Below are 22,155 nucleotides of genomic sequence, written 5' to 3'. Positions count from 1 at the left end.
TCTCCCTCTGACTTAAAGGCGACTGCTCAATCGCTCTAAGCTGCCTGGTAAAGCCATCATCAGACTCAGGTGCGGGGATTACAGTTTTTCAACCGCCCAGGCGATGCCGCTGGCGTACCCTTCCGGGAGCTGAGGCACCAGCGAATTCAGTGCCGCTTTTAGCCGTTCTGCATCGCTGTCGGTCAGATTCAGATGGCCCACTTTACGACCCGGACGCACCTCTTTGTCATACCAGTGCAGATGCACCAGCGGCTGCTGCAGCCAGCTGAGATTCACGTCAGTGCCGATCAGATTGACCATCGCCGACGGCGCAAACACCACCGGCTGTGGTAATGCCAGACCAAGAATGGCGCGCAGATGCAGCTCAAACTGGCTGATCGACGCACCGTTCTGCGTCCAGTGCCCACTGTTATGGACGCGCGGCGCCAGCTCATTGATCAGCAATCCGTCTGGCGTAACGAAACACTCCATCGCCATTACGCCGACGTAGTTCAGTTCCTGCATGATCGCGCTCAGCATCGCTTCAGCCTGCTGCTGCTGTGCCTGATCCGCCTGCGGCAGCGCAACGCTGGTGCGCAGAATGCCATCCTGATGCAGGTTATGCGTCAGCGGATAGAACACCACCTGGCCATCGTGACCGCGCGCCCCCACCAGTGAGACTTCACCGGAAAAGTTGATGCCCTGCTCAACGATGCATTCGCCGTAGCACGCCTCCGGCAGGGTGTGAGTCTCATCGGCACGCAGACGCCACTGACCCCGGCCGTCGTAACCGCCGGTGCGGCTTTTCACAATCGCTAACTCGCCCAGCGAGTCGAACACCGCTGGCCATTCGCTTTTGTCCGCCAGCAACTGCCACGGCGCGGTGGCCAGTCCCAGCTGATCCAGCAGCTGTTTCTGCGTCAGACGATCCGCCAGACGCGGAAAGATATCGCGATTAACAAAGGCTGGATGGCTGGCCAGTTCACGCGTCAGCGCCGTCTCCGGCCAGCGTTCGATTTCGGCGGTGATCACGCTGTCGGCGATAGGGAGCGCGGTGGGATCGGCATCCAGGCCCACCGGATACACCGCGATGCCCAGGGGTTCACCCGCCTGACGCAGCATACGACCTAACTGGCCGTTGCCCAGTACGCAAACCGGCTTCATGCATCCACCCGCGGATCGGGATGGTTCAGCACCTCATCGGTCTGGCTCTGACGCCAGGTGGTCAGGCGTAACGCCAGCGCACTGTCATGCAGCGCCAGAATCTGCGCCGCCAGCAGCGCGGCATTGGCTGCGCCCGCCTTGCCAATCGCCAGCGTACCGACCGGAATACCGCGCGGCATCTGCACAATCGAATAGAGGCTATCGACGCCGCTCAGTGCCGCGCTCTGCACCGGCACACCCAGCACCGGCACCAGCGTTTTTGCCGCCAGCATACCCGGCAGATGTGCCGCGCCACCTGCGCCAGCAATAATCACCTGAAGACCCTTGTCGGCTGCCGTTTCGGCGAAGCTGAACAGTTTATCCGGGGTGCGGTGCGCAGAGACCACTTCAACATCAAAAGGGACGTCCAGGCTGGAGAGGATTTCAGCGGCGAACTGCATGGTGGCCCAGTCACTTCTGGAACCCATAACAATGGCGATGCGGGCCGGGGCGTTGGATGACATGGGGTCAACTCCTGTGAATGAACAAACAGACCTGGCCGGGCGGACAGGTTTTGAAGGGCACCGAGAATAGCATGAGAAGCACGCAAGGAAAACGGTTGCGTCGGGCTTAAGGTCGTGGATTTAACCGCAGATTAAAAGTCGAAATGGATAAGCTGAATGCCACTGGCGTCGAGCTGGATCATGGAACCCCGGCTGTGCCAGGCACCCAGCACCGCGCGTTGCGCCGTTTCACCCGGCAGGCTCAGCGTATGAATCGCCGGGCGATGAGTGTGACCGTGGATTAACAGTGGCACCTGCTGGCGCAGCATAGTGGCGACGACCGCTTCCTGATTCACATCCATGATGGTCTGGGATTTATGCTGGTTGGCCTGTTTACTGTCGGCGCGCATCCGGGCGGCAATGCGTTTACGTATCCACAACGGCAACGCGAGAAACAGCCGCTGGATCCAGGGATTATGCACTTTGGCCCGAAAACGCAGGTAACCCGCATCGTCGGTACAGAGCGTATCGCCATGCATGATCAGCAACCGATGGCCGTAGAGCGTCAGCACCTGCTCTTCCGGCAGCAGCGTCATGCCGCAGGCCTGCGCGAAGCGTCGGCCAATCAGGAAGTCGCGATTGCCATGGATAAAGTAAACCGGAACCGGCAGGGCGCGCAGGGCGCGGGCAACCTGCTGATGCAGCGGATTGGGATCGTCGTCGCCAATCCAGGCTTCAAACAGATCGCCGAGAATATAGAGCGCGTCGCAGTGGGGCGCTTCGCGCTGTAAAAAATGCAGAAAACCGGCGGTAATCGCCGGTTCTTCCTGACACAGATGGAGATCTGCGATAAACAGCGTGCTCGACATTACTCGCTGACGGTCACTTTCTGGATAACGACGTCGTCTTTTGGCACATCCTGGTGCATGCCGCTGCGGCCGGTAGAGACCGCTTTGATCTTCTCGACCACATCCATACCTTCAACCACTTCAGCGAACACGCAGTAGCCCCAGCCCTGAACGCTTTCGTCACGGAAGTTCAGGAAGTCGTTGTCAGCTACGTTGATGAAAAACTGTGCGGTCGCAGAGTGCGGCGCAGAGGTACGTGCCATTGCCAGCGTACCTTTGGTGTTTTTCAGGCCATTGCTGGCTTCGTTCTGAATTTCGGCTTTGGTTTCTTTCTGCTTCATGCCCGGCTCGAAGCCGCCGCCCTGAATCATAAAGCCGTTGATTACGCGGTGAAAAATGGTGTTGTCGTAAAAACCTTCACGGCAGTAATCCAGGAAGTTCTGTACGGTTGCCGGCGCTTTATCATCGAAAGTTTTGATTACGATATCGCCATGGTTCGTCTGGAAAGTTACCATTTTTGTCGTCCTGTAAAGGTTGTCATCAGTTGCTGAGGTCGCTCTGTCGATGGGCGTCCCCCTTTTTGTCGACCGTTCTTATATCATAATTTCCAATGACGCGTCAGCAGCGCGGCGCAGTTGGCTTGCTTTGCGTCGCGCGAGCGATAAAAATACGGCACAATGTCTGGATACTTAAAAGTGCCAACCACACGCGAAAACGGAACCGTTCAATGCTTAAGATTTATAACACCCTGAGTCGACAGAAAGAGGAATTCAAACCCATTCATGCCGGTAAAATCGGGATGTATGTTTGCGGCATCACGGTGTATGACCTCTGTCACATTGGTCATGGGCGGACGTTCGTGGCGTTTGACGTGGTGGCGCGCTACCTGCGTTACCTCGGTTATCAGCTTAATTATGTACGTAACATCACCGACATTGATGACAAAATCATCAAGCGCGCCAACGAAAACGGCGAGAGCATCGAAACCCTGACTAACCGCATGATTGGCGAGATGCACAACGACTTCGCCGCGCTGGGGATTCTGCCGCCCGATGAGGAGCCGCGCGCTACCCGTCACATCGCTGAGATTATCGAGCTGGTGGAAACACTGATCGCTCGCGGTCACGCTTATGTGGCGGACAATGGCGACGTGATGTTTGATGTCCTCAGCGACACCGATTACGGCGCGCTGTCCCGTCAGGATCTGGAGCAGTTGCAGGCGGGCGCGCGCGTTGAAGTCGCCGAGGTGAAGCGCAACCCGATGGACTTCGTGCTGTGGAAAATGTCCAAAGCGGATGAGCCAGCCTGGTCATCGCCGTGGGGCAACGGTCGTCCCGGCTGGCACATCGAGTGCTCGGCAATGAACTGCAAACAGCTGGGCACCCATTTCGATATCCACGGCGGCGGCTCCGATCTGATGTTCCCGCACCATGAAAACGAAATCGCTCAGTCGAGCTGCGCCCATGACGGTCCTTACGTCAACTACTGGATGCACTCCGGTATGGTGATGGTTGACCGCGAGAAGATGTCCAAATCGCTCGGTAACTTCTTCACCGTGCGTGACGTGCTGCAACATTATGATGCGGAGACGGTGCGTTACTTCCTGATGTCCGGTCACTATCGCAGCCAGCTTAACTACGGCGAAGATAACCTGAATCAGGCGCGTGCGGCGCTGGAGCGTCTCTATACGGCACTGCGTCACACCGACAGCAGCGTGCCTGCCCACGGCGGCGAAGCGTTTGAAGCGCGGTTCCGCAGCGCGATGGATGATGATTTCAACACCCCGGAAGCCTATTCGGTGCTGTTCGATATGGCGCGTGAAGTGAACCGCCTGAAAAGTGAAGATGGCGCTTCAGCGCACGGGCTGGCGTCGAAGCTGCGCGAGATGGCCAACGTGCTGGGCATTCTGCAGCAGGATCCTGAGCTGTTCCTGCAAAGCGGCGCGCAGGTCAATGACGAAGAGGTTGCCGAGATTGAGCACTGGGTGAAAGCCCGTGCCGATGCGCGCGCCGCCAAAGCCTGGGCGGAAGCGGACATCGCGCGCGACAAGCTTAATGCGCTGGGTGTCATCGTCGAGGATGGGCCACAGGGCTCCAGCTGGCGTCGAAAATAAACCGGAGAGGGCGAGCAATCGCCCTTTTTTATTATGGCGATTGAACAGATTCAGATCCGCGGCTTCCGCTCGATACGTAACCTGACGCTGTCGCTGCAGCAGCTGAATGTGGTGAGCGGTCCCAACGGCTGCGGTAAATCCAACCTCTACAAAGCGGTGCGGCTGCTGCATGAGGCGGCCAGCGGTCGCCTGGCACTGGCGCTGGCTGAAGAAGGCGGCATTCAGAAAGCGATGTGGGCGGGCGGCTTACGCCGGGGCGATCGCCGACACGATCCAAAGCGGCTGGAGCTGGCCGTGGTGATGGATGACATGGATTACCAGCTGGAGATTGGCTTTCCCGAGCCGCTGGTGACCAGCCTGTTTAATCTCGATCCGCTGGTGAAGCAGGAGCGACTCTGGCTGAGCGGTCAGCAGCGCCGTCCTTCCGCCTGTATTATGCAGCGCGAAAATCAGACCGCCTTTCTGCACAACGTTGAGGGCGAGCGCGTCGCCTATCCGGCGGTGCTGCATCCCGAAGAGTCGCTGTTTGGTCAGCTTGGCGAACCGCATCGCTATCCGGAGCTTTCGCAGTTGCGCGAACGTCTGCAGCAGTGGCGCTTTTACCATGAGTTTGCGGTCTGGCCTGGCTCACCGATACGGGTACCGCAGATTGGCGTGCGTGCGCCGGTGCTGAGCCATGATGGCAGCAATCTGGCGGCGGCCTGGGCGACCATTGTGGAGCGCGGTCATTCCGAACTCCTGTCTGAGGTGATGGAACAGGCGTTTCCCGACAGCCAGTTTGATGTCGATGTGCAGAATGGCCGTTTCCAGATGCTGATGTCGCGTCAGGGCATTCTGCGTCCGCTGGAGAGCGCCGAGTTTTCTGATGGCACGCTGCGGTTTCTCTGTCTGGTTGTCGCACTGCTCAGCCCGCGTCCGCCCGCCTTTATGGCACTGAATGAGCCGGAAAACAGCCTGCATGAAGATCTGTTGCCTGCGCTGGCGCGCTTAATCGCCGAAGCCAGCGAGTTCAGTCAGCTCTGGATCACCAGCCATTCACCCCGGCTCGCGACGTTGATAGCGCAGCATACGGCGGTGAATCATATTGTACTGGAACAGCGGGAAGGGGAGACGTGCGTGAAGGGGGATGAGCGGGTGTAACAGCGTCCCCGCAGGGACGCCCGGAAATCACTCGACCACAGTAATGCGGAAACCCGCGAATTCTACAGTCTGACCGGCTACGATTTTGCAGCGCTTGCGGGTTTCTACCGCACCGTTGACCTTCACTTCACCCTCGGCAATCACGACTTTCGCCTGTGCGCCGCTCTGAACCCATCCTTCCAGTTTCAGCAGGTCACACAGATCGACGTGCGGGAATTTACCCAGTGAAAAACTTGTCATTTATACTACCTCTTTATCATGAAACTCTTCGCACGCCTGCAGCGTGTTTTGAATCAGTGTAGCTACTGTCATCGGACCAACACCGCCCGGCACCGGGGTAATGTAGGAGGCGCGCTCGGATGCATTGTCAAAATCAACATCGCCCACGACTTTGCCACTCTCCAGCCGGTTAATGCCCACGTCGATGACGATGGCGCCCGGTTTGATCCATTCACCCGGAATAAACCCTGGCTTACCCACTGCAACGACCAGTAGATCGGCATGCTCAACGTGATGGCGCAGATCTTTGGTAAAGCGATGAGTGACGGTCGTGGTGCAGCCCGCCAGCAGCAGTTCCATACTCATCGGACGACCAACAATGTTGGATGCGCCAACCACCACGGCATTCAGGCCATACGTATCAATATTGTAGCGCTCCAGCAGCGTCACGATACCGCGTGGCGTGCAGGGACGCAGGGTTGGCGCACGCTGACAGAGGCGACCGACATTATAGGGGTGGAATCCATCGACATCTTTATCAGGCGTGATGCGCTCCAGCACTTTGACATTATCAATGCCGGCTGGCAGTGGCAGCTGCACCAGGATGCCATCGATTTCGTCGTCCTGATTGAGCGCATCAATCAGCTCCAGCAGCTCAGCTTCGCGGGTCGTGGCAGGCAGATCGTAAGAGCGGGAGTGGAAACCGACCTCTTCACAGGCACGGCGTTTGCTGGCCACGTAGATCTGTGATGCCGGGTTTTCACCCACCAGAACCACTGCCAGACCCGGCGCGCGTTTTCCGGCGGCCAGACGCTGCTTCACTTTTTCCGCAACCTCAACGCGCACCTGCTGCGCAATCGTTTTACCGTCAATAATTTTTGCTGCCATCAGAGAGGAAATCCACTGTGTTGTGTTGAATCGGGTAAGGGGACTATTTTGTCAGAAGCGCGGCGCGCTGTCAGTTACAGTTTCAGCCGCGTATGTGCTTTCCGGCTTTTTCGTCGCGACGAGTGCCAGCCTGCATGCGTATGATATCTGCAGGACAATCCGGGGACGATGTAATGATTTGGATAATACTTGCTACTCTGGCGGTGGTGTTTGTCGCTGGATTTCAGCTGCTCACCGCTGGCTCACGCCACGCCGCTCAGCGGCTCAGCAAACGGCTGCAGCTGCCACCGGTACAGGTGGAATCAATGATCTCTATGATGGGGAAAGAGGCGGCGAAAGAGTTTACCGACTATCTCAGCAAGGATAATGAAACGCACCTGCATAATGGCGCAGCGGTACTGCTGATCTGGCAGGTGTTCATTGTTGACGGCAGCGAGGAGAACAGCCAGCGCTGGCATGCGATTCTCAGTCGAGCCGGTTTTCCACCGCTTATTAGCCGCCAGCAGCTGCTGCTCGCGCTGGGCTTTCTGCGCCAGCTGGAACCGGACATCCAGGAGCTGCATGCACTTCGTGAGCAATACAATGCGCGTTTCACAACACAAGGGATTGAGCTGGAAGGAGAATTTACCGACAACAGTAAACTCGTGTCGCTCAGCGAATGGCGCAGGCGCCACTGACGTCAATTGGTCATTACAGCAGCACTTCGCTGCGGAGAAACGGCAAAAACGTTGACGTACCCGCTTCCCGACGTATAATCCGTGCCATCTCCATGCGCCCTTAGCTCAGTTGGATAGAGCACCGGCCTTCTAAGCCGTAGGTCACAGGTTCGAATCCTGTAGGGCGTACCAAATTCTCCCTTCTGATAATCTCTCCTGAAGTCTGTAATCCCTTAAAAACAAAAGCTCCAAAGTTAATCATTGTGCAGCAGAACAAGGGAAAAGCGAGTGATAAAACAGCCCTTTACTTCATCCTTTTAATGTCATTCTGTATCAGGCCATCATCGATATGTGTGGAGCCTTGTACGCTATGTGTGGAGCTCTCCCCATAATGTGTGGAGCTGTTGAACACATTAACCACACCCTGTGAGAAGACTTCCTCTGGTGTCATAACTGATAAGCTTGGCAGTGTGTAATGTTTGTTCTTCTACTCCCCAGCTGACGCGAGGAAACCTTAAGCAGAAACATCTGCTGCAGTCAGTAATAAGCTGCCATGCACAAGAGGAGTGATGAAAGGAAGTCGTTATTATTAATGATATAAAGCCATGGGTATCATCAACTGGCTTCCTTTTTAACCAACGGGCTGACCTTCAACCTTACTCAATTAAAGTGGGATACAGGCTTATCGCTGCGCAGAAATCAGCACCATCATTGGTCGTTCCGCTTCTTCGGCTAAGGCCGGGTTTGCGTCGATCTGTTCTGTTGTCGGTCCCCATTCATTGACTTGACGGAGAGTGAAGCCCGCACTCATCAGGGCATTCAGGGTAGTCCCCAGCGTTCGATGATATTTGACCACCCCATCAGCGAGCCAGTTACTGACCCGTTTACCTTCGTTTTGATAATTGTTGACCGCCCATGAGCGCTGACCTTCATCATCGGTAAGCCAGCCCTGGCGTAACGGAGAGGTATAGATGGGATGCTCGGTCGTAAAGACCAGCCAGCCGCCCGGTTGCAGCGCTTCATAGAGAGTGGTGAACAAAGGCGCGATGTCAGGAAGATAATGCAGTGCTAACTGGCTGTAGACCAGGTCGTAAGCTTGGGACGGTAAGGTGAGTTGTGAAAGATCGCCACGTTGATAGCAGATACCGTTGTCATTGGTGAGTTCCCTGGCCCGGCTCAGCATTTTTTCTGACAGGTCGATGCCAACTACCCCAGCGGCACCGGCTTCACGGGCACGGCGGCAAAACCAGCCATAACCACACCCAAGGTCGATAACCTGCTTGCCAGACAGGTCGGGCAGCATCCTCTGGATTGCCGGCCATTCTGGCGCAGCCTTAAGACCATACTGAGAGCGGGCTAGCTGGGCATAACCATCAAAAAAAGCCTGATTGTCGTAAATATTCTGTGTCATGTGTCACTCCTGAAAGAACGAAAAGCGCCCAAATGTAAGGCGCTTAAATATGAGCAATATTATGAGCAATATAAAGCTGGCGGATCAGAACGCCCCGGGTCTCTTAAGCCTGTTCGATAAAAGTCAGAGTCTGCGGATCGTTCTTCGCTGAGGAGGATAGATGCTCATACTATCTTCAACGGTAAATATACCTATCTCTTCACCCTGCTCATTAAATTCGCGGTAATGAAAGAGGTCTGTATCACGGCCTCTGCGCTGCTCGCTTTCGCGTCTCAGCAGTTCATAACGATGCGAAGGATCCAGATTAAGCACCCTGATAAATTCACTGTCCATACTGATTCTCCTGCATGATGAGTTAATGAAATCTGGCATCTGAACCTGACGCCATTGAGTGGTTTATCCTCACAGCGCTTGATCAGGCGCTGAGTAGCAGTTTACTGATCAGCCAGTTACGTAGATCGGCATCACACGTCAGCTGATACTGTTTCATTAGCGCTCGCTTATGGCTGCTCACCGTCCTGACATCAATTCCCAGGATGTAGGAAATTTTTTTCTGTTTGAATCCCTGAGAGTAAAGCCACATAACCTGCCGTTGTCGGGGTGACAGGCCGGTCAGGTATGGCCGAAAACAGGCCCCAAGCGCGTAATCCGACACATCATTTTTTCTGATGCCCAGAATGTAATCAACGAGAGAAAGCATATCGCTTACACCGGTACGGCGGTAAAGCACCCACTTAACGCTGAGGAATGCGGGTGTGACCGTATAATCCGAGGTGACAAGCACGCTTTTAGAGACACAGCCTTCCAGGGTGTGAAAGTCTGATGGGCGGAATGAAGAAATACACGCCTTTGTCAGGAAAATAATATCTGCGAAAGCCATCATGTTAAGGTTGTTAGTGAACGTTACCGTGAAACCATAGCCTTCCAGATGATTAATTAACGACCTTGCCAGACCCTCAGCAAAGTATGTGTCTTTGTCTGAAATAAAAACGTCAATCGTGCGTGCCACAATTTTTTTCCTGCCACAATACTATTGTTATCTGCTGAGAAAAGAGCAGCCGTAAACTTATCGCAGTAACTTACCGCTATAATGTTATGACTTGTTCTCTATATGACTCTGCGACGAAGAACGATGTTATACCAGCGCGCCGGTATGGTTAATAATATTCCGGGTGGCGCTTTTTTTGACTCTGTCGAGATAGTCACGATGAATACAAACGCCAAATCCTGAAAGCGTCAGAATAATGTCTGATGGAAATCCATTTTTATTCAGCGCCCGGCGGGTCTTATAGATGAGCTGATGATAACAGTTCTCCTTGCCAACCGTAGGTTCGCCAGGCCAGATATAATTAATCACCATGTCACGATCATTGATCTTGTTTACCAGGCAATAAATGAGGAGCGTCTGATTCTTGCTCAGAGCGGCGACAATATTTTTGCCTTTTAACTGCAGCACACGGGACTTAAGGATCAGTGCATCGTTTTCAAAAAATACATGATTAGGCATATACCCTCACTCTCTCAGTTAACCTGCAGCCGGAATGCTTCATCGTTAAGCATTCCGGCTGCAACCATTCTTGCTGCGATCCGCAATCATGCCTGAATCGCTGAACTGAAAAGAGCCTAACATTGTTACCTTAAAGTAGGTGTTATATAATTAATATTGCCATATCTATAGATTATTGCTCTTTTTTATTTTTAATAATAGGTTTTTATGCTAATTGATGGTTCTGGTTCTGAAGCTCAGCTGGCCAGAAATCATGATTTTCGGGGGCACCTGTGACATATTCGCACTCCTTATCCCTAAAGCTTTCCGGGAATGATTGTTAGCAGCCGCGCGGAAAAGTGCGCTTAAAAAGTAGCCGCCGGTCTGGTTTATGACGCGGTGACAATATCAAAACGCCTGCCTTATGTGTCTGCCCAATCAAAATCACTTCCTCATTAGACTATCCCAGCCTCCTACAAAAGGTCTGAACTACCGTTCACGCTATATAGATATGATGATGTTCTTGCGTCCAGCGTCTGGGATAACTATCACGAGGTCATAAAGCTAATTATTTAATAACAAAATAAGAACATTTAAATTCTGTAATTATGAATGGAGTGGCTGCCTGCCGCTGAAGATATCCCTCTTAAGCTAATAAGTATCAATCTCTGTATTGATTGACAGGTTCTTAAGCTCACCTGTCGGTCTTGTGGTTTTTTGTGCCGCCATTTTGGTGTTTGACAGCTTTTAAAGTTGAAATAGACGAATTTATCCATCTTATACATCTTTAAATTGACCTTAGTGCGGTTTTTTGTCCTGCTGGACTTATCTTTTTTGAAAAGGCATGGCTGAAATATTTGAAGTTGCCTCAAGTCAATTTTACTGCTTTAAGAAAAAGAATGTTTATTGCGATAATACGGTCCTGGGCGAAACTGCTGGATGTACTGGTTAAGCCTCTCTCATTAAATCTGAATAAATAAAGAGGCTGTATGTTCAAGAAGAATTCTCTGATGGCTTATAGTGCGGGTGTTTTATTTTTAATGTCTGCCCCGGGCTTTGCTGAAGATAAAAGTAGTGATAATGAAACTGTCATCGAATCTTATTCAGTTGAACTCGGTGCTACCCGCGTTATTTATAATCCGGCAAATAATGGTGCCACGATAGCGGTCAGTAACCCCAACAAATACCCGATGCTGGTTCAGACCGGGGTAGTGACGGAAGACAGAGTTAAGGCAGCACCGTTTGTTGTGACGCCACCGTTGTTCCGGCTTGATGCCGGACAGCAGAGCCGCCTTCGCCTGGTGATGACCGGTGAAGCTGCCGCCAAAGATCGCGAAACACTTTACTGGATGTGTGCCACCGGCATTCCGCCAGAGTTGGGCGATGCCTGGGCAGGTAAAGAAGTTGAAAAGAAAAAAGGTGCCTCACTGGATGTGAAAGTCAAACTGAGCCAGTGCATCAAGGTGCTGGTCCGTCCGGCTTCGGTGAAAGGCAAGCTGGCAGATGCAGCCGCGCAGGTGAAGTGGGTTCGCAAAGGTAACAAGCTGGAAGCCAGCAACCCGACACCCTATTACATCAACCTTAAATCACTGGAAGTCGGTGGCAAAGCAGTAAACCTGCCCGATTACATCTCTCCGTTCGGCAGCCAGAGCTACAGCGTGCCTGAGAGCGCCAGCGGCAAGGTGACCTGGAGCTACATCAACGACTACGGCGGCATCAGTCGTCCGGTTGAGGCGGCAGTACGGTGAAAAGGGCCGTACGCGTAAAGCAGAAGCCGGGCAAAGCCAGCGGTGCCGGCATCACGCTGAGCCTGCTTGCCCTGGTGGTGAGTTGCGCTTGCAGCACATCGGCAGTAAAGGCACAGACCTGGACCTTCAATCCGTCAATGATAGACGGTGGGGGAGATGAAGCTGATATCAGCCTCTTTAACCAGGGCGTGCAACCACCGGGCACCTATCCGGTTGATATCCTCCTCAGCGGACGCGAGGTGGATAGCCGGGAGGTGGCATTCACGCTTGAAAAAGATGCAAAGGGTGAGCCGTATCTTTTTCCCTGCCTGACGGTGGACGAGCTGTCCGGTTATGGGGTCAGAACGGAAGATTACCCTGGTCTGGCCGCTAATAATGGCTGCGCGGATATCAGCATTATCCCGCAGGCGAACTATGACTTTCAGTTTGCCAGCCAGAAGCTGCAGATTAATGTCCCGCAGGCGAGCCTGCGGCCAGAAATTAAAGGAATAGCGGCCCGGCCGCTGTGGGATGACGGCATTACCGCCTTCCGCATGAATTATCGGGCGTCATCGAGCCGTTCAGATTACACATCAGGAAGTAATGGCAGTCAGCACAGCGAGTCATCTTATGTGCAGCTTAACCCCGGACTGAATATCGGGGCCTGGCGACTGCGCAGCCAGAGCAACTGGCAAAAGCAGGGTGAGACGGATGGCAAGTGGGAGACGCTTTACATCTATGCAGAGCGCGGACTGTATGACCTGAAAAGCCGCCTGACATTGGGTGATCGTTCCACGCCGGGGATGGTGTTTGATGGCGTGCCGTTTCGCGGCGTGATGCTGGGTTCCGATGATTCCATGGTGCCCTATAACCAGCGCGCCTTTGCCCCGGTGATTCGTGGTGTTGCCCGAACCCAGGCGCGGGTTGAGGTCAAACAGAATGGTTACACGTTGTATAACGGCACAGTGGCAGCCGGGCCATTTGCACTGACCGATCTCTCAGCCTCCGGGACATCGGGCGGAGACTTCGAGGTCACCGTATGGGAAACCGACGGCAAGCCGCAGGTGTTTAACGTGCCGTTTCAGACGCCCGCAATTTCTCTGAAAGAGGGGTACGTCAGTTACAACGTGATGACGGGACACTATCGTCCCGCCGAAAGCGGCGTGAACAGGACGCCCGTGGCACAGGCCACTGTGATGTACGGCCTGCCGTGGAATCTGACAGCTTATACCGGTGCACAGACGGCAAAGCACTTTCAGTCTGGTGCGCTAGGCCTCGGCCTGTCAGCGGGGGATTTTGGAGCGGTATCCGTTGACGTCATCGGCTCGCAGGCGCAGCGAAAGAATAATGATGCTGAAAATGGCGCAGCCTGGCGAGTGCGCTACAGCAAGGATGTGGTGGCAACCAACACCACCCTGACCATGACCAGCTATCAGTACGCTTCTTCGGGCTATAACACTCTGAGCGAGGTCCTGGATACCTGGCGCAGCGCGCGGGAGATGGGTGACTGGCGGAACCGAAACCGTGAACGCATGAAGACAGAAACGGCGATGACACTCAGCCAGTCGCTGGGTGACTGGGGAAGCCTGAATCTGAGTGCTTCACGACGGGATTTTCGCAGCCGGTCGGGCAGTGATAACAATTTTGGCGCCAGCTACGGCGTAAGCATCGGCGGTGGTGCCACGGTATCGCTGAACTGGAATGAAAGCCGCAGTACCGATGACACCGGCCACCAGACGAAAAACCGAATCACCAGCCTGTGGCTGAGTATTCCGCTGGACAGCCTGCCGGGCAGTAATACCTGGGCGAATTACCAGATGAGCTCTTCTTCTTCCGGGCGGGAGAGTCATCAGGCCGGTCTGCGCGGCGCGGCCTTTGATCGCCGGCTGAACTGGGGCGTCAATCAGCGTTATGTACCGGGACAGGATAAGGACAGCAACAGCAGCGCCGCAAACCTGAACTGGGATGGTGCATGGGGGCAAATCGGCGGCAACTACTCTTATGCGCCGAACGCGACTCAGCGAGGGATTGATGTTTCAGGGGGTGTGCTGGTTCATTCCGGTGGCATCACGCCGGGTCAGACGATGGGTGAGACCGTCGCCCTGGTGGCCGCACCGGGTGCTGCAGGGGTTAACGTGATTGGTGGCGGTAGCGGTATCAGCACCGATCGGCGCGGATATGCCACTCAGAGCTGGGTGACGCCGTACCAGGAGAACACCGTCAGCCTTGACCCACTGGGCCTGTCGGGGGATGTGGAAATCAATCAGACCGACGTCAGAGTGGTACCGACGGAAGGTGCAGTGGTCGCCGCGAAGTTTAAGGCACGTACCGGCGGGCGGGCGCTGATGACGCTGTCGCGGGCTGGTGGTAAAGGGGTGCCGTTCGGTTCGCTGGTGACCCTGGAATCGCAGGAAGGCAACGCCGGTATTGTCGGCGCAGAAGGACAGGTCTACCTGACCGGATTACCGCAGAAGGGCGTGCTGGTCGCGAAATGGAGCGGCGGCGAGTGCCGGGTGAGCTACCGGCTGCCGGAAGAGAAAGAGGCGGCCGGAGTATACAGCCTGAACGGACAGTGCCTGTGATTACACGATGGAAAACCGGACGGAGCGCTGTCTCCGCTGCCGGCAACAGAAGGCAGGCAGAGGAAACCACCATGCTGATAAACAAAAAATACCTGGCGCAGGCGTTGTTGATGGCTGGCGTGATGATGAGCAGTTTTACGCACGCAGCTAGCGCCCCCGATCTGACGTTCCGGGCAACTGCGGGGCCGGTTTCCGGACAGCTGCAGGACGGGTTCACGCTGGGTAAGGGGCGGATTATGCATCGGGACGCTCATAGCGGCTTCCGGGTCTGGAGCGAGCAGCCGCTGTCGGGTGTGGTGCCGGGGCATTTCATCCTGCAGGGACGGCAGGACCCACAGCGTCAGCTACGCGTCAGGCTCGAGCAGAAGCAGGCCCGGCCGGATAGTGAAAAAGGGAACGGCATCATTATACGCAGTGGCGATGAAACGCTGTTCTTTAGTGTGGTGGTCGATGGCAATCAGAAGGTGGCAGCCGACCAGTATCAGGTAGCGTTAAAAGCGGGTGTGATAACACCCTGAATATCAACATTCGCCTCATTAAAAATGGGCGCGGATTTCCAATAAAGAAAGGGGAAAATGAATGAAGCCATTATTAATCCGAAATACACTTTCCGCGCTGTTACTTTGCGCGGCAACCGGCAGTTATGCCGCCAGCGTGGAATCAGAAGTGTCAGCCACGGATAACGTGGTCATCGGTGCCGCGTCTGAAAAAGTGACGCTTCGGGTAACGGGTTATAAAAACCTGAAAGGAAGTGAAAGTTTACTTGGTAGTTTCTATGTCAGCACGACAAGCAGCCTCGGTCAGCTGGTTTATACCTTAGCGCCGGAACATGAACCTTCAGTTTATAACACTGGCACTGGTGCTTATCTTATCATGGGGAAAATTAAAAACGAAGCTGGTGATCCATTTCAAATTTACATTGATGGAGCTCGTGTAGTTAATAATATTAATGGGGAGGAGTGGGCTATTCCTTCGAGCACGACCGTTTCAGGGGGCGTGAACAAACATGATCCACGCCAAAATATTATGCCCGGAACTTATAATATTGGTTTGCGCGCGGCACTTTACCAGCAATAAATGCGCTTCCATATTTATGCTCTTTTAACGCTACGATTTAAATGAAGTATTATCCGCATAAAATGCATCAACTTGTATTTAATTAAGGAAAGAAAGATGAATTCATTATTTACCCGCAGTGTAGCAGCGATAGCATTACTGATGGCAGCAGCGGGCGCACAGGCAGAAAGTCTGGATTTTGAAGTTACGGATTCCGACACCATTGTGGTGGGTGCCACTGCAGAGAAAGTTACGCTCAAAGTGACAGGCTTTAAATACATGAACTCGCAGTCAAATGCGCCTGCAGGAACGCAACTGGGAACGTTTGCGGCTAGCACCAATGATACCGTTGGTCAGATTGCGGTATCCTATGGCCCGGAACACAATGCTCAGGTTATTTCGGGACTGCTGACCGGCCGCATTGATAATGAGAGCGGGCAATCTATCAGTACTTATTTAAAACTGGCTTCGGCAACGGTTATCAATACCGGCGGAACCGACTGGCTGGTTTCACCAGTTGCGAATAAGTCTGTAAATGGCACTTTGGTTACAAACGGCGTGAATAACCTTAATCCAGGTGTCTATCCGGTGACGCTGCGGGCTGCGCTGTATCTGCCGTAACTAATGTCGTGTTGCATTACGGTATAAATGATAATACTGGCTTGTTTTTTCAGTCGGCATATTTATCCTTTTAAAATAGATGGCTGAAAATAAGCATCAGAGATGTAAGGGCCTGGGGTGGATATAGATATTAAACGCAGTACAGTAGTAGCGTCGTTATTTTTCGCAGCTATGAATTGTCATGCTGCTAGCATTGAATCCGAAGTTTATGATACCGATACAGTGATTATCGGTGCAAGAGCTGAGAAAGTGACACTGCGCGTAACAGGCTATAAAAATCTTAAAGAAACAGGATCGGGGGGCGAGGCATATTTAGGTTATTTCATTGCAAGTACATCAAGTATTATGGGGGAATTAGCAGTTACTTTGGCACCTGAACATGAAGCAAAAGGATATTATCAGTACGGTTTAACGGGCATACTCAAGAATGAGAATGGTGATTCTTCTGCTTTCATTGCTTATTATGATAGTAATAATCATGGGGGCACAAGTGTTAAGGAGATTAACGGTTCGCCATGGATATTAAATGGTAATAATAGACGTGGTTATTTTTTGCGGCAGCAATCTAGTATGGCTCCCGGAGTATACCTCGTAACTATGCGTGCTGCTCTATATCAACAATAGTGTTTTCAATAACAAGTCTTTCCCAGTAAATAAGGTGGTTTTTTGTTTGTTAACATTAAGTTTTGGGGCGAGGTTGTTATTGGTATCTGGTAATGGTTTGTTGTGTAATTCTGGCATCTCTTTTTATTTGATTGGTTATTAAATAATGTAATCTTCGAATTAGTAGTGCTATTATTTTTCTAAATAAGGAAAGTTAATTATGAATATCTCTAAAATCACCCGTATCACCCTGCTGGCCGCTCTGACTGGCTTCGCCGCGACTGCAACTGCCGCAACGGTTACCGACATTATCAGCGATAAGGACACCATTGTATTCGGTGCACCAACCGATCGCATTGAATTCACAATGTCCGGTTTTAAATCCATGCCTGCGGGTGAGCTTGCCGCCAGTACTCAGGTGGGTGACTGGGCTGTGACCACCAAAAATCCTGATGGCCTGCGTCTGGCTATTTCGTTTGGTACTAACCACATTCCGGTAGCGGGTGTCGGGACTGACGTCGTCAGTGCTAACCTGAAGTCTGATGTGGGCAACGCTTTCGATGTCGTACTGAATGCCAGTGGCGAAGACGGTACTGAAACAGTGACGCAGCAGGGCGCGAAATGGCTGGTATCAACCGCCGAAACCCAGGAACTGAAGGGTGTTATCAGTTCATATGGTGAGCAGACAGTTAAAGCGGATTCTTATCCGTTTGTACTGAACGCAGCCGTCTATAACATCTGATAACGGACCGGGACACCCGTCCCGGCTTCTGACTCAGCGGTTGTAATAAATGCAAAAGCCCGGCTTCAGAGCCGGGCTTTTTTATCTCAGGAATTTGTTCAAAGCCGGGCCTGTATGACAGGCTCCAGCATTTAATCTTCGGTACAGACCATCAGCGTTTCGTTAGGTAACGAGAGACGGTAATCGCCTGAATTAAGCGCGGTGATTTTCATTTTTATATCTTTGTACTTCAGCGGGCTGAACAGGGCTTCAATGCCCGGATATGAACTCTGCACTCGCATAGTATAGAAATCTCCCTCACGCTTATAGGTGAATTTGGCCAGCGCATCCACCTTTACTGGCTGACTGTTTTCGCATGACCAGCTGCCGGCGGCCAGAATAAAACCTTCTCCCTGCGGATTGAAAGAGATAAAAATATCTGCGGCGCTTTTGCTGCGACATGCGCCATTAACGATATCGGTATGCAGACGACCACGGCAGTCAAAACTCATGGCCTGTCGCAGATACGTCTGCCAGGCCAGCACGGTTGCCACCGACAGAGCTGAAAGCGCACCAATAAGCAGGATTTTATTTTTGAATTTCATCGCCGCTTTCACTTCTTATATAGGTGTAATTTTCGCACGGCGCACTGCTGTTATAAGCGCAGTAGCTCAGCAGTTCACGTGTATTAAACTGGCCTGAGACGTCTCTGATCTGGTCGGCGGCATAGTAGACATTTGTCTGCAGTGTACAGTCTATTTTCTCACGCTCGGCAATGCTGCTTATCCTGCTCAGAAGGCTGGTTTTATCCATTCTTCGCGTCAGGTCATCCGTTGCATAAAAACGACATTCCTGCGTGCGAAATATTTCACTTCTCAGTTTATGCAGTCTGTAAGCATCAAGCACACCATAAGCAACCAGCCCGCCTGCAGCCACGGCTATCAGCATGCCAGACATCCGCCTGAAAGAAGATGTTTTAGACCTGTGGGGGATGACTGCGGACGGAACAGTCACAGTGATTGATTCTGCATCATCTTTCACCGGTGCAGATAATTTGTCAGCCAGTAAATCGGGCAGTGGCGTACCGGTAATAACGGCATCGAATAAAAAACCGTGTTTAGGAATGGTGGTGATGAGGTCAGAGCATCCACACTGAGCAAGTGCTTTGCGCAGCATTGAGACGTAGTTGTTCAGGTTGTTGCTTGATGCGCTAAGGCCGCGCTTTTCCCATATTTCATTCAGAATAAAATCTCTGCTCAACGGCGTGCCACAATGTGTAACGAACAGCAGCAGCAATTCATTACACATACGGTTCAGGGAAATGGTGTCAATGGTGTTTTCCGGGCTGAACAGGGTGCCGTCTGAAGCATTGTAATCAACCATGTTATTAATCGTATATTTCATTTCTCTTCCGGCGTGTGAAGCGTGGTTTTATATTTGAGTGCATCCTGCATCGGCTGACAGTGATTTCTGTATCGCGTTCAGGAAGAGAGACTGGCCTATTTTCTTTAACGGTATATTACCTTATAGGAGAGTAGGGTGCTATTCATACAGTTATTAAGTATGTAACAAAATTATCTGTATTAATAATGCGTTAAGGTGAAATATTATGATCGTGCTAACAAAATTAATCTCGCAAGTTATTACTTAACTCTCCATTTCTGCTGGCCTTTCTGGCTCGATTTTTACGGCTGTGTACTGTTCAGTTATCTATTTTTAGAACATTTTACCGGCTGCTTCTTAAGCATGAACGTTGAGCTGAGGGGTTATTGCTAAACGTCAAAGCCAGCTTCAGGGGGAGCTTGTCATGACTCACAGAAAGGAAGACGCGCGTGACTTTGATAAAGAACGTGTATAGCCGTTGGAGTCATTCCGAAATGGCCTCAACAGGGTGGGGTACTCTGTGCAGAAAATTACCGATGAGATCGATGTCGTAAAGTGTACGTTGCTGGGGGACGAAGGGTTCTGAGCAACGTCACAGCACAGGCGAAGCACTCCCTGAATTATGGTATTCAGTCCGGTCGCGCGATTACTCTCAGCTTCCCTTCATTACCTGTAAAAGCCGCTTCATGTTAAGAAGACCTGCCACATCCTATACAGCTACAGTTTCAGCCTGGCCTGCGGGGTATATCCAGACTACCTTCCGCTGCAGGTCAATCTGCTGCAACTTCAGGTCTGCTATGTTTGAGTGGCACAATCTTGCTGCCCACAGGATGCATTAACCCTAAGTGAACATGATGATGCATCCGCATATGAAAAAGGCAGCGGGTCAGGCAGCGTGTGCATCGAAAATGTCGTCTGCTTTTAACCACATCAACTGTCGCTTCGTTATCGTTGGTTAGCTTTGCGATATAGCCAGCCACCGATAAAGGCCAGCAGAGCAGAAAGCACTGCCTTAAGTGTAATCACTGTGAATTCGAAACTATCCATAGCGCCTTCACCATCACCGCTAATGTGGCCTTCTACCAGGAATCTGATTATGCCTTCAGGTATGAGAAACCAGGTTGCGGAGAAGATTATAATAAATATCAGTATTTTCATCGCACTAAACACTTTGTGAAATCAGGAACATCAATGCGGCCGTATGCTGGCAATCCTCCGTTCATAAAATCACGTCCCATTCATACGGCTCCTTGATAGCTGCCCTGATATCCCTTCCGGCCAGCGAGCCTACTGGTTATCCCTTCTGTACAGAGCCCACTCCTCGATGCGCTCCCCGCCTGGCAGAGTACAGTAACCTGATTCACCATCCGGGTCCTTAACTATCTCCAGCTTGCCACCCCTCTTTTCACAATGCACAGAGGCTGGGTTAGCCATGCCCACAGCGTGTTGTCTATCATTATGGGATCCACAGGCTGTGAGTAATAAAGTGGTCGCTGCGATTGTAATTGCTTTCATTTTTAACCTTATCTGAAGAGATTGATGAGGGTTAATCGTTATATCCACGCTGCTTCATCTCGCGCTGGTGTTTCTGTTTAATTAACCGCCTGTTGTGATCGGGAGTAGTCATTGAAATCAGATCATAACCTGGGCTTAATCCCGCCAGTTAGTGTGGATTTATACATACATCGTGTTCATTAGGTGCATCACCTCTATCCCTTACCTTTGGGATCGCATCTCATCAGGTTACAGCCAGAGCTGCGTTGGCCCCATCAACCGGCTACAGGTGATTCTTCAGCGGCTGCATTGCTGGCCGCTTATTCGTCAGCTGTAACAGGCGCATTGATAGAGCACTTAAGGAGGGGCAGCCATCGCGGGATTAACGGGTTATACCACAGCAATGACAGTAGCCTAGACAATTTCATCGGGCGGTACCGGTGTCGGCTACGTAAAGAGGTGGGTTAGCATGGGCCGGGTTCACTGTGCTATATTTCGCTCGTATCGCAACGTCATTCAGGATAAATCAGATGAACGAATTTGAGAAAGAACTCTATAATAATGGCTTCTCTGCTAAAGAGATCGGTAAACTCAAAAGTATTATAAAAAAAGACGAGTCAAAAAAAGATACACTTCAGAGCCTCGTGATTGATCTAAGTAAACGCTTCTGGGGCGGCGTTATTGCTCTTATTATTTTGATGCTTATTGGACTGGATGGCATTTTCAATGCAGATGCTTCAAATGCCATTCCATATATTGTTGTTCTGACGTTTGCATTCCTTGTGGTCTATTTTGTTACGCCTCTGAAATTAGCATGGAAATCATATAAATTCACCAGAGGATGTAAGCGCTGATTTTTGTCGATTGTTAATTGCCGGATTTTTGCCCTCATTTATAGTAGTACGATTCTTACAAAAACATAGTGGGTAAATAGATAATCTTTATTTTGCGATAGCGACCTGATAATAACCATTTAAGCATTCTCCAGAAATAACTCAAATCTGTAGGTTATCTGTCCTCTCATCATAAAATGCGATTAAAACAGGGGAGCGCTACGCTGGCGGGGAAAAAAATCCTTTAAATATAGAAACTCGGATGATCATTGCCAGCAATACTAATCTGCCGCTCCCCAACCAGAAGCGGCATCTCTTCAGCAGAAATTAAATCTGGCCCGTAACCACACCCGACAAAGCCAGAACCTGCTTCTGTTTCCTGGCGGGCAGCTTATTCAGCTGCGCTAACGCGTTAACCAGCTGCTCATTGACCGGCTCTGGTGGTTTCACGGTCAGCACAATACGGCCCGCCGTGACATTTACTTCTACTTCGGTGCCAGTGGTAAATCCGGCGGTAGCCAGCCACTGGCCTTTCATGATAATCGACGGAATACGCGCGTAACTGGGATACCGGCTGGCATAACTCACCGTTAATTTGCGCTGGGTAACGGAAGGGGCTTCTGAATTTAAACCAACTGCATTACACTCTGAATCAGTCATGATCTCTATTCTCGTTCAATAGTGGTTGTGATTAGCGATACAGGGGTGCTCCAACACCTCTGTATCGCGCTAAATACCTGTACATATAA

General features: G+C 51.8%; 25 protein-coding genes and 1 tRNA gene. 12 read left to right on the top strand and 14 right to left on the bottom strand.

Annotation, left to right across the window (positions count from 1 at the left end):
- Positions 1-78: 78 nt before the first annotated feature.
- From purK to ppiB, 4 genes are all read right to left on the bottom strand, one after another.
- Positions 79-1,143 (bottom strand): 5-(carboxyamino)imidazole ribonucleotide synthase, encoded by a 1,065-nt coding sequence (gene purK / locus ACK13D_RS11385; RefSeq protein WP_418796391.1) that lies wholly within the window; start codon positions 1,141-1,143, stop codon positions 79-81.
- The gene (gene purE / locus ACK13D_RS11380) at positions 1,140-1,646 is read right to left on the bottom strand and encodes a 5-(carboxyamino)imidazole ribonucleotide mutase (protein WP_010259054.1); all 507 of its coding nucleotides are present in this window, start codon (positions 1,644-1,646) and stop codon (positions 1,140-1,142) included. The genes purK and purE overlap by 4 nt, the downstream gene beginning before the upstream one ends.
- A gap of 131 nt (positions 1,647-1,777) precedes the next feature.
- Positions 1,778-2,494: a UDP-2,3-diacylglucosamine diphosphatase gene (gene lpxH, locus ACK13D_RS11375; protein WP_418796389.1), complete on the bottom strand. Its 717-nt coding sequence runs from the start codon at positions 2,492-2,494 to the stop codon at positions 1,778-1,780.
- The gene (gene ppiB / locus ACK13D_RS11370; protein ID WP_010259052.1) at positions 2,494-2,988 is read right to left on the bottom strand and encodes a peptidylprolyl isomerase B; all 495 of its coding nucleotides are present in this window, start codon (positions 2,986-2,988) and stop codon (positions 2,494-2,496) included. Before ppiB ends, lpxH begins: the two co-directional genes overlap by 1 nt.
- A 212-nt stretch (positions 2,989-3,200) precedes the next feature.
- Between ppiB and cysS the strand changes: the two genes are divergently transcribed.
- Positions 3,201-4,586: a cysteine--tRNA ligase gene (cysS, locus tag ACK13D_RS11365; RefSeq protein ID WP_346553042.1), complete on the top strand. Its 1,386-nt coding sequence runs from the start codon at positions 3,201-3,203 to the stop codon at positions 4,584-4,586.
- Positions 4,587-4,619: 33 nt separating this feature from the next.
- The gene (locus tag ACK13D_RS11360) at positions 4,620-5,726 is read left to right on the top strand and encodes an AAA family ATPase (RefSeq protein ID WP_207091535.1); all 1,107 of its coding nucleotides are present in this window, start codon (positions 4,620-4,622) and stop codon (positions 5,724-5,726) included.
- Positions 5,727-5,753: 27 nt separating this feature from the next.
- Here the strand turns inward: ACK13D_RS11360 and ybcJ are convergent, their stop codons facing one another.
- Positions 5,754-5,966: a ribosome-associated protein YbcJ gene (gene ybcJ / locus ACK13D_RS11355; RefSeq protein ID WP_003849455.1), complete on the bottom strand. Its 213-nt coding sequence runs from the start codon at positions 5,964-5,966 to the stop codon at positions 5,754-5,756.
- Positions 5,967-6,833, bottom strand: coding sequence for a bifunctional methylenetetrahydrofolate dehydrogenase/methenyltetrahydrofolate cyclohydrolase FolD (gene folD / locus ACK13D_RS11350; RefSeq protein WP_418796386.1), 867 nt, complete (start codon positions 6,831-6,833; stop codon positions 5,967-5,969).
- A 173-nt stretch (positions 6,834-7,006) separates the two neighbouring features.
- On the opposite strand from folD, the gene ACK13D_RS11345 reads away from it, so the two are divergent.
- Together ACK13D_RS11345 and ACK13D_RS11340 are read left to right on the top strand one after the other, a co-directional pair.
- On the top strand, positions 7,007-7,510 hold the full coding sequence (locus tag ACK13D_RS11345) for a DUF1198 family protein (RefSeq protein ID WP_060679609.1): 504 nt from the start codon (positions 7,007-7,009) through the stop codon (positions 7,508-7,510).
- A gap of 94 nt (positions 7,511-7,604) precedes the next feature.
- A tRNA-Arg gene (locus ACK13D_RS11340) sits at positions 7,605-7,681 on the top strand.
- A 490-nt stretch (positions 7,682-8,171) separates the two neighbouring features.
- Here the strand turns inward: ACK13D_RS11340 and ACK13D_RS11335 are convergent.
- The 4 genes from ACK13D_RS11335 to ACK13D_RS11320 all read right to left on the bottom strand — a co-directional run bounded on the left by ACK13D_RS11335 (position 8,172) and on the right by ACK13D_RS11320 (position 10,356).
- Positions 8,172-8,900, bottom strand: a complete 729-nt coding sequence (locus tag ACK13D_RS11335; RefSeq protein WP_418796384.1) for a class I SAM-dependent methyltransferase — start codon at positions 8,898-8,900, stop codon at positions 8,172-8,174.
- 123 nt (positions 8,901-9,023) lie between these two features.
- The gene (locus ACK13D_RS11330) at positions 9,024-9,233 is read right to left on the bottom strand and encodes a hypothetical protein (protein WP_198426205.1); all 210 of its coding nucleotides are present in this window, start codon (positions 9,231-9,233) and stop codon (positions 9,024-9,026) included.
- An 82-nt stretch (positions 9,234-9,315) separates the two neighbouring features.
- Positions 9,316-9,909, bottom strand: coding sequence for a helix-turn-helix transcriptional regulator (locus ACK13D_RS11325; RefSeq protein ID WP_418796382.1), 594 nt, complete (start codon positions 9,907-9,909; stop codon positions 9,316-9,318).
- A gap of 126 nt (positions 9,910-10,035) precedes the next feature.
- Entirely contained in the window at positions 10,036-10,356 is a 321-nt protein-coding gene (locus tag ACK13D_RS11320) for a hypothetical protein (RefSeq protein WP_418796380.1), read from the bottom strand.
- A gap of 1,070 nt (positions 10,357-11,426) precedes the next feature.
- On the opposite strand from ACK13D_RS11320, the gene ACK13D_RS11315 reads away from it, so the two are divergent.
- The 7 genes from ACK13D_RS11315 (at position 11,427) to ACK13D_RS11285 (ending at position 17,717) form a co-directional block, all read left to right on the top strand.
- Positions 11,427-12,134 (top strand): fimbria/pilus periplasmic chaperone, encoded by a 708-nt coding sequence (locus ACK13D_RS11315; protein ID WP_163851305.1) that lies wholly within the window; start codon positions 11,427-11,429, stop codon positions 12,132-12,134.
- A complete protein-coding gene (locus ACK13D_RS11310) occupies positions 12,131-14,695 on the top strand; it encodes a fimbria/pilus outer membrane usher protein (RefSeq protein WP_418796378.1) in 2,565 nt (854 codons plus the stop codon). The genes ACK13D_RS11315 and ACK13D_RS11310 overlap by 4 nt, the downstream gene beginning before the upstream one ends.
- 71 nt (positions 14,696-14,766) lie before the next feature.
- On the top strand, positions 14,767-15,213 hold the full coding sequence (gene afaD, locus ACK13D_RS11305) for an AfaD family invasin (protein ID WP_163851303.1): 447 nt from the start codon (positions 14,767-14,769) through the stop codon (positions 15,211-15,213).
- A 61-nt stretch (positions 15,214-15,274) separates the two neighbouring features.
- Positions 15,275-15,772 carry a hypothetical protein gene (locus ACK13D_RS11300; RefSeq protein ID WP_418796376.1) on the top strand — a complete coding sequence of 166 codons (498 nt, stop codon included), beginning with the start codon at positions 15,275-15,277 and terminating at the stop codon, positions 15,770-15,772.
- Between the two features lie 72 nt (positions 15,773-15,844).
- Positions 15,845-16,372, top strand: coding sequence for a hypothetical protein (locus ACK13D_RS11295; RefSeq protein WP_418796374.1), 528 nt, complete (start codon positions 15,845-15,847; stop codon positions 16,370-16,372).
- 117 nt (positions 16,373-16,489) lie between these two features.
- A complete protein-coding gene (locus ACK13D_RS11290; RefSeq protein WP_418796372.1) occupies positions 16,490-16,996 on the top strand; it encodes a hypothetical protein in 507 nt (168 codons plus the stop codon).
- 199 nt (positions 16,997-17,195) lie between these two features.
- Positions 17,196-17,717, top strand: a complete 522-nt coding sequence (locus ACK13D_RS11285; protein WP_418796371.1) for a hypothetical protein — start codon at positions 17,196-17,198, stop codon at positions 17,715-17,717.
- A 131-nt stretch (positions 17,718-17,848) separates the two neighbouring features.
- On the opposite strand, the gene ACK13D_RS11280 is transcribed toward ACK13D_RS11285, so the two are convergent.
- The 3 genes from ACK13D_RS11280 to ACK13D_RS11270 form a co-directional block, all read right to left on the bottom strand.
- Positions 17,849-18,301: a hypothetical protein gene (locus tag ACK13D_RS11280; protein ID WP_418796370.1), complete on the bottom strand. Its 453-nt coding sequence runs from the start codon at positions 18,299-18,301 to the stop codon at positions 17,849-17,851.
- Positions 18,285-19,100, bottom strand: a complete 816-nt coding sequence (locus ACK13D_RS11275) for a winged helix-turn-helix domain-containing protein (RefSeq protein ID WP_418796368.1) — start codon at positions 19,098-19,100, stop codon at positions 18,285-18,287. The genes ACK13D_RS11280 and ACK13D_RS11275 overlap by 17 nt, the downstream gene beginning before the upstream one ends.
- A gap of 1,266 nt (positions 19,101-20,366) precedes the next feature.
- Positions 20,367-20,594, bottom strand: coding sequence for a putative hemolysin (locus tag ACK13D_RS11270; protein ID WP_418796442.1), 228 nt, complete (start codon positions 20,592-20,594; stop codon positions 20,367-20,369).
- Positions 20,595-21,103: 509 nt separating this feature from the next.
- Between ACK13D_RS11270 and ACK13D_RS11265 the strand changes: the two genes are divergently transcribed.
- Entirely contained in the window at positions 21,104-21,427 is a 324-nt protein-coding gene (locus ACK13D_RS11265; RefSeq protein ID WP_418796366.1) for a hypothetical protein, read from the top strand.
- 306 nt (positions 21,428-21,733) lie between these two features.
- On the opposite strand, the gene ACK13D_RS11260 is transcribed toward ACK13D_RS11265, so the two are convergent.
- Positions 21,734-22,066: a SymE family type I addiction module toxin gene (locus ACK13D_RS11260; protein WP_418796364.1), complete on the bottom strand. Its 333-nt coding sequence runs from the start codon at positions 22,064-22,066 to the stop codon at positions 21,734-21,736.
- Between the last annotated feature and the right edge of the window lie 89 nt (positions 22,067-22,155).

Source organism: Pantoea sp. K16, assembly GCF_048452805.1.
Lineage (GTDB): Bacteria > Pseudomonadota > Gammaproteobacteria > Enterobacterales > Enterobacteriaceae > Pantoea > Pantoea agglomerans.
This window is presented reverse-complemented; position numbering and strand designations above follow the sequence as displayed.

Excerpts from the sequence above, each read along its gene's own strand:
- ACK13D_RS11315 (WP_163851305.1), top strand. The coding sequence starts at position 11,427 with ATGTCTGCCCCGGGCTTTGCTGAAGATAAAAGTAGTGATAATGAAACT.
- ACK13D_RS11330 (WP_198426205.1), bottom strand. The coding sequence starts at position 9,233 with ATGGACAGTGAATTTATCAGGGTGCTTAATCTGGATCCTTCGCATCGT.
- ACK13D_RS11265 (WP_418796366.1), top strand. The coding sequence starts at position 21,104 with ATGAACGAATTTGAGAAAGAACTCTATAATAATGGCTTCTCTGCTAAA.
- ACK13D_RS11335 (WP_418796384.1), bottom strand. The coding sequence starts at position 8,900 with ATGACACAGAATATTTACGACAATCAGGCTTTTTTTGATGGTTATGCC.
- ACK13D_RS11300 (WP_418796376.1), top strand. The coding sequence starts at position 15,275 with ATGAAGCCATTATTAATCCGAAATACACTTTCCGCGCTGTTACTTTGC.
- purE (WP_010259054.1), bottom strand. The coding sequence starts at position 1,646 with ATGTCATCCAACGCCCCGGCCCGCATCGCCATTGTTATGGGTTCCAGA.
- cysS (WP_346553042.1), top strand. The coding sequence starts at position 3,201 with ATGCTTAAGATTTATAACACCCTGAGTCGACAGAAAGAGGAATTCAAA.
- ACK13D_RS11285 (WP_418796371.1), top strand. The coding sequence starts at position 17,196 with ATGAATATCTCTAAAATCACCCGTATCACCCTGCTGGCCGCTCTGACT.
- ybcJ (WP_003849455.1), bottom strand. The coding sequence starts at position 5,966 with ATGACAAGTTTTTCACTGGGTAAATTCCCGCACGTCGATCTGTGTGAC.
- ACK13D_RS11345 (WP_060679609.1), top strand. The coding sequence starts at position 7,007 with ATGATTTGGATAATACTTGCTACTCTGGCGGTGGTGTTTGTCGCTGGA.
- ACK13D_RS11275 (WP_418796368.1), bottom strand. The coding sequence starts at position 19,100 with ATGAAATATACGATTAATAACATGGTTGATTACAATGCTTCAGACGGC.
- purK (WP_418796391.1), bottom strand. The coding sequence starts at position 1,143 with ATGAAGCCGGTTTGCGTACTGGGCAACGGCCAGTTAGGTCGTATGCTG.
- folD (WP_418796386.1), bottom strand. The coding sequence starts at position 6,833 with ATGGCAGCAAAAATTATTGACGGTAAAACGATTGCGCAGCAGGTGCGC.
- ACK13D_RS11260 (WP_418796364.1), bottom strand. The coding sequence starts at position 22,066 with ATGACTGATTCAGAGTGTAATGCAGTTGGTTTAAATTCAGAAGCCCCT.
- lpxH (WP_418796389.1), bottom strand. The coding sequence starts at position 2,494 with ATGTCGAGCACGCTGTTTATCGCAGATCTCCATCTGTGTCAGGAAGAA.
- ACK13D_RS11280 (WP_418796370.1), bottom strand. The coding sequence starts at position 18,301 with ATGAAATTCAAAAATAAAATCCTGCTTATTGGTGCGCTTTCAGCTCTG.
- ppiB (WP_010259052.1), bottom strand. The coding sequence starts at position 2,988 with ATGGTAACTTTCCAGACGAACCATGGCGATATCGTAATCAAAACTTTC.
- ACK13D_RS11270 (WP_418796442.1), bottom strand. The coding sequence starts at position 20,594 with ATGAAAGCAATTACAATCGCAGCGACCACTTTATTACTCACAGCCTGT.
- afaD (WP_163851303.1), top strand. The coding sequence starts at position 14,767 with ATGCTGATAAACAAAAAATACCTGGCGCAGGCGTTGTTGATGGCTGGC.
- ACK13D_RS11360 (WP_207091535.1), top strand. The coding sequence starts at position 4,620 with ATGGCGATTGAACAGATTCAGATCCGCGGCTTCCGCTCGATACGTAAC.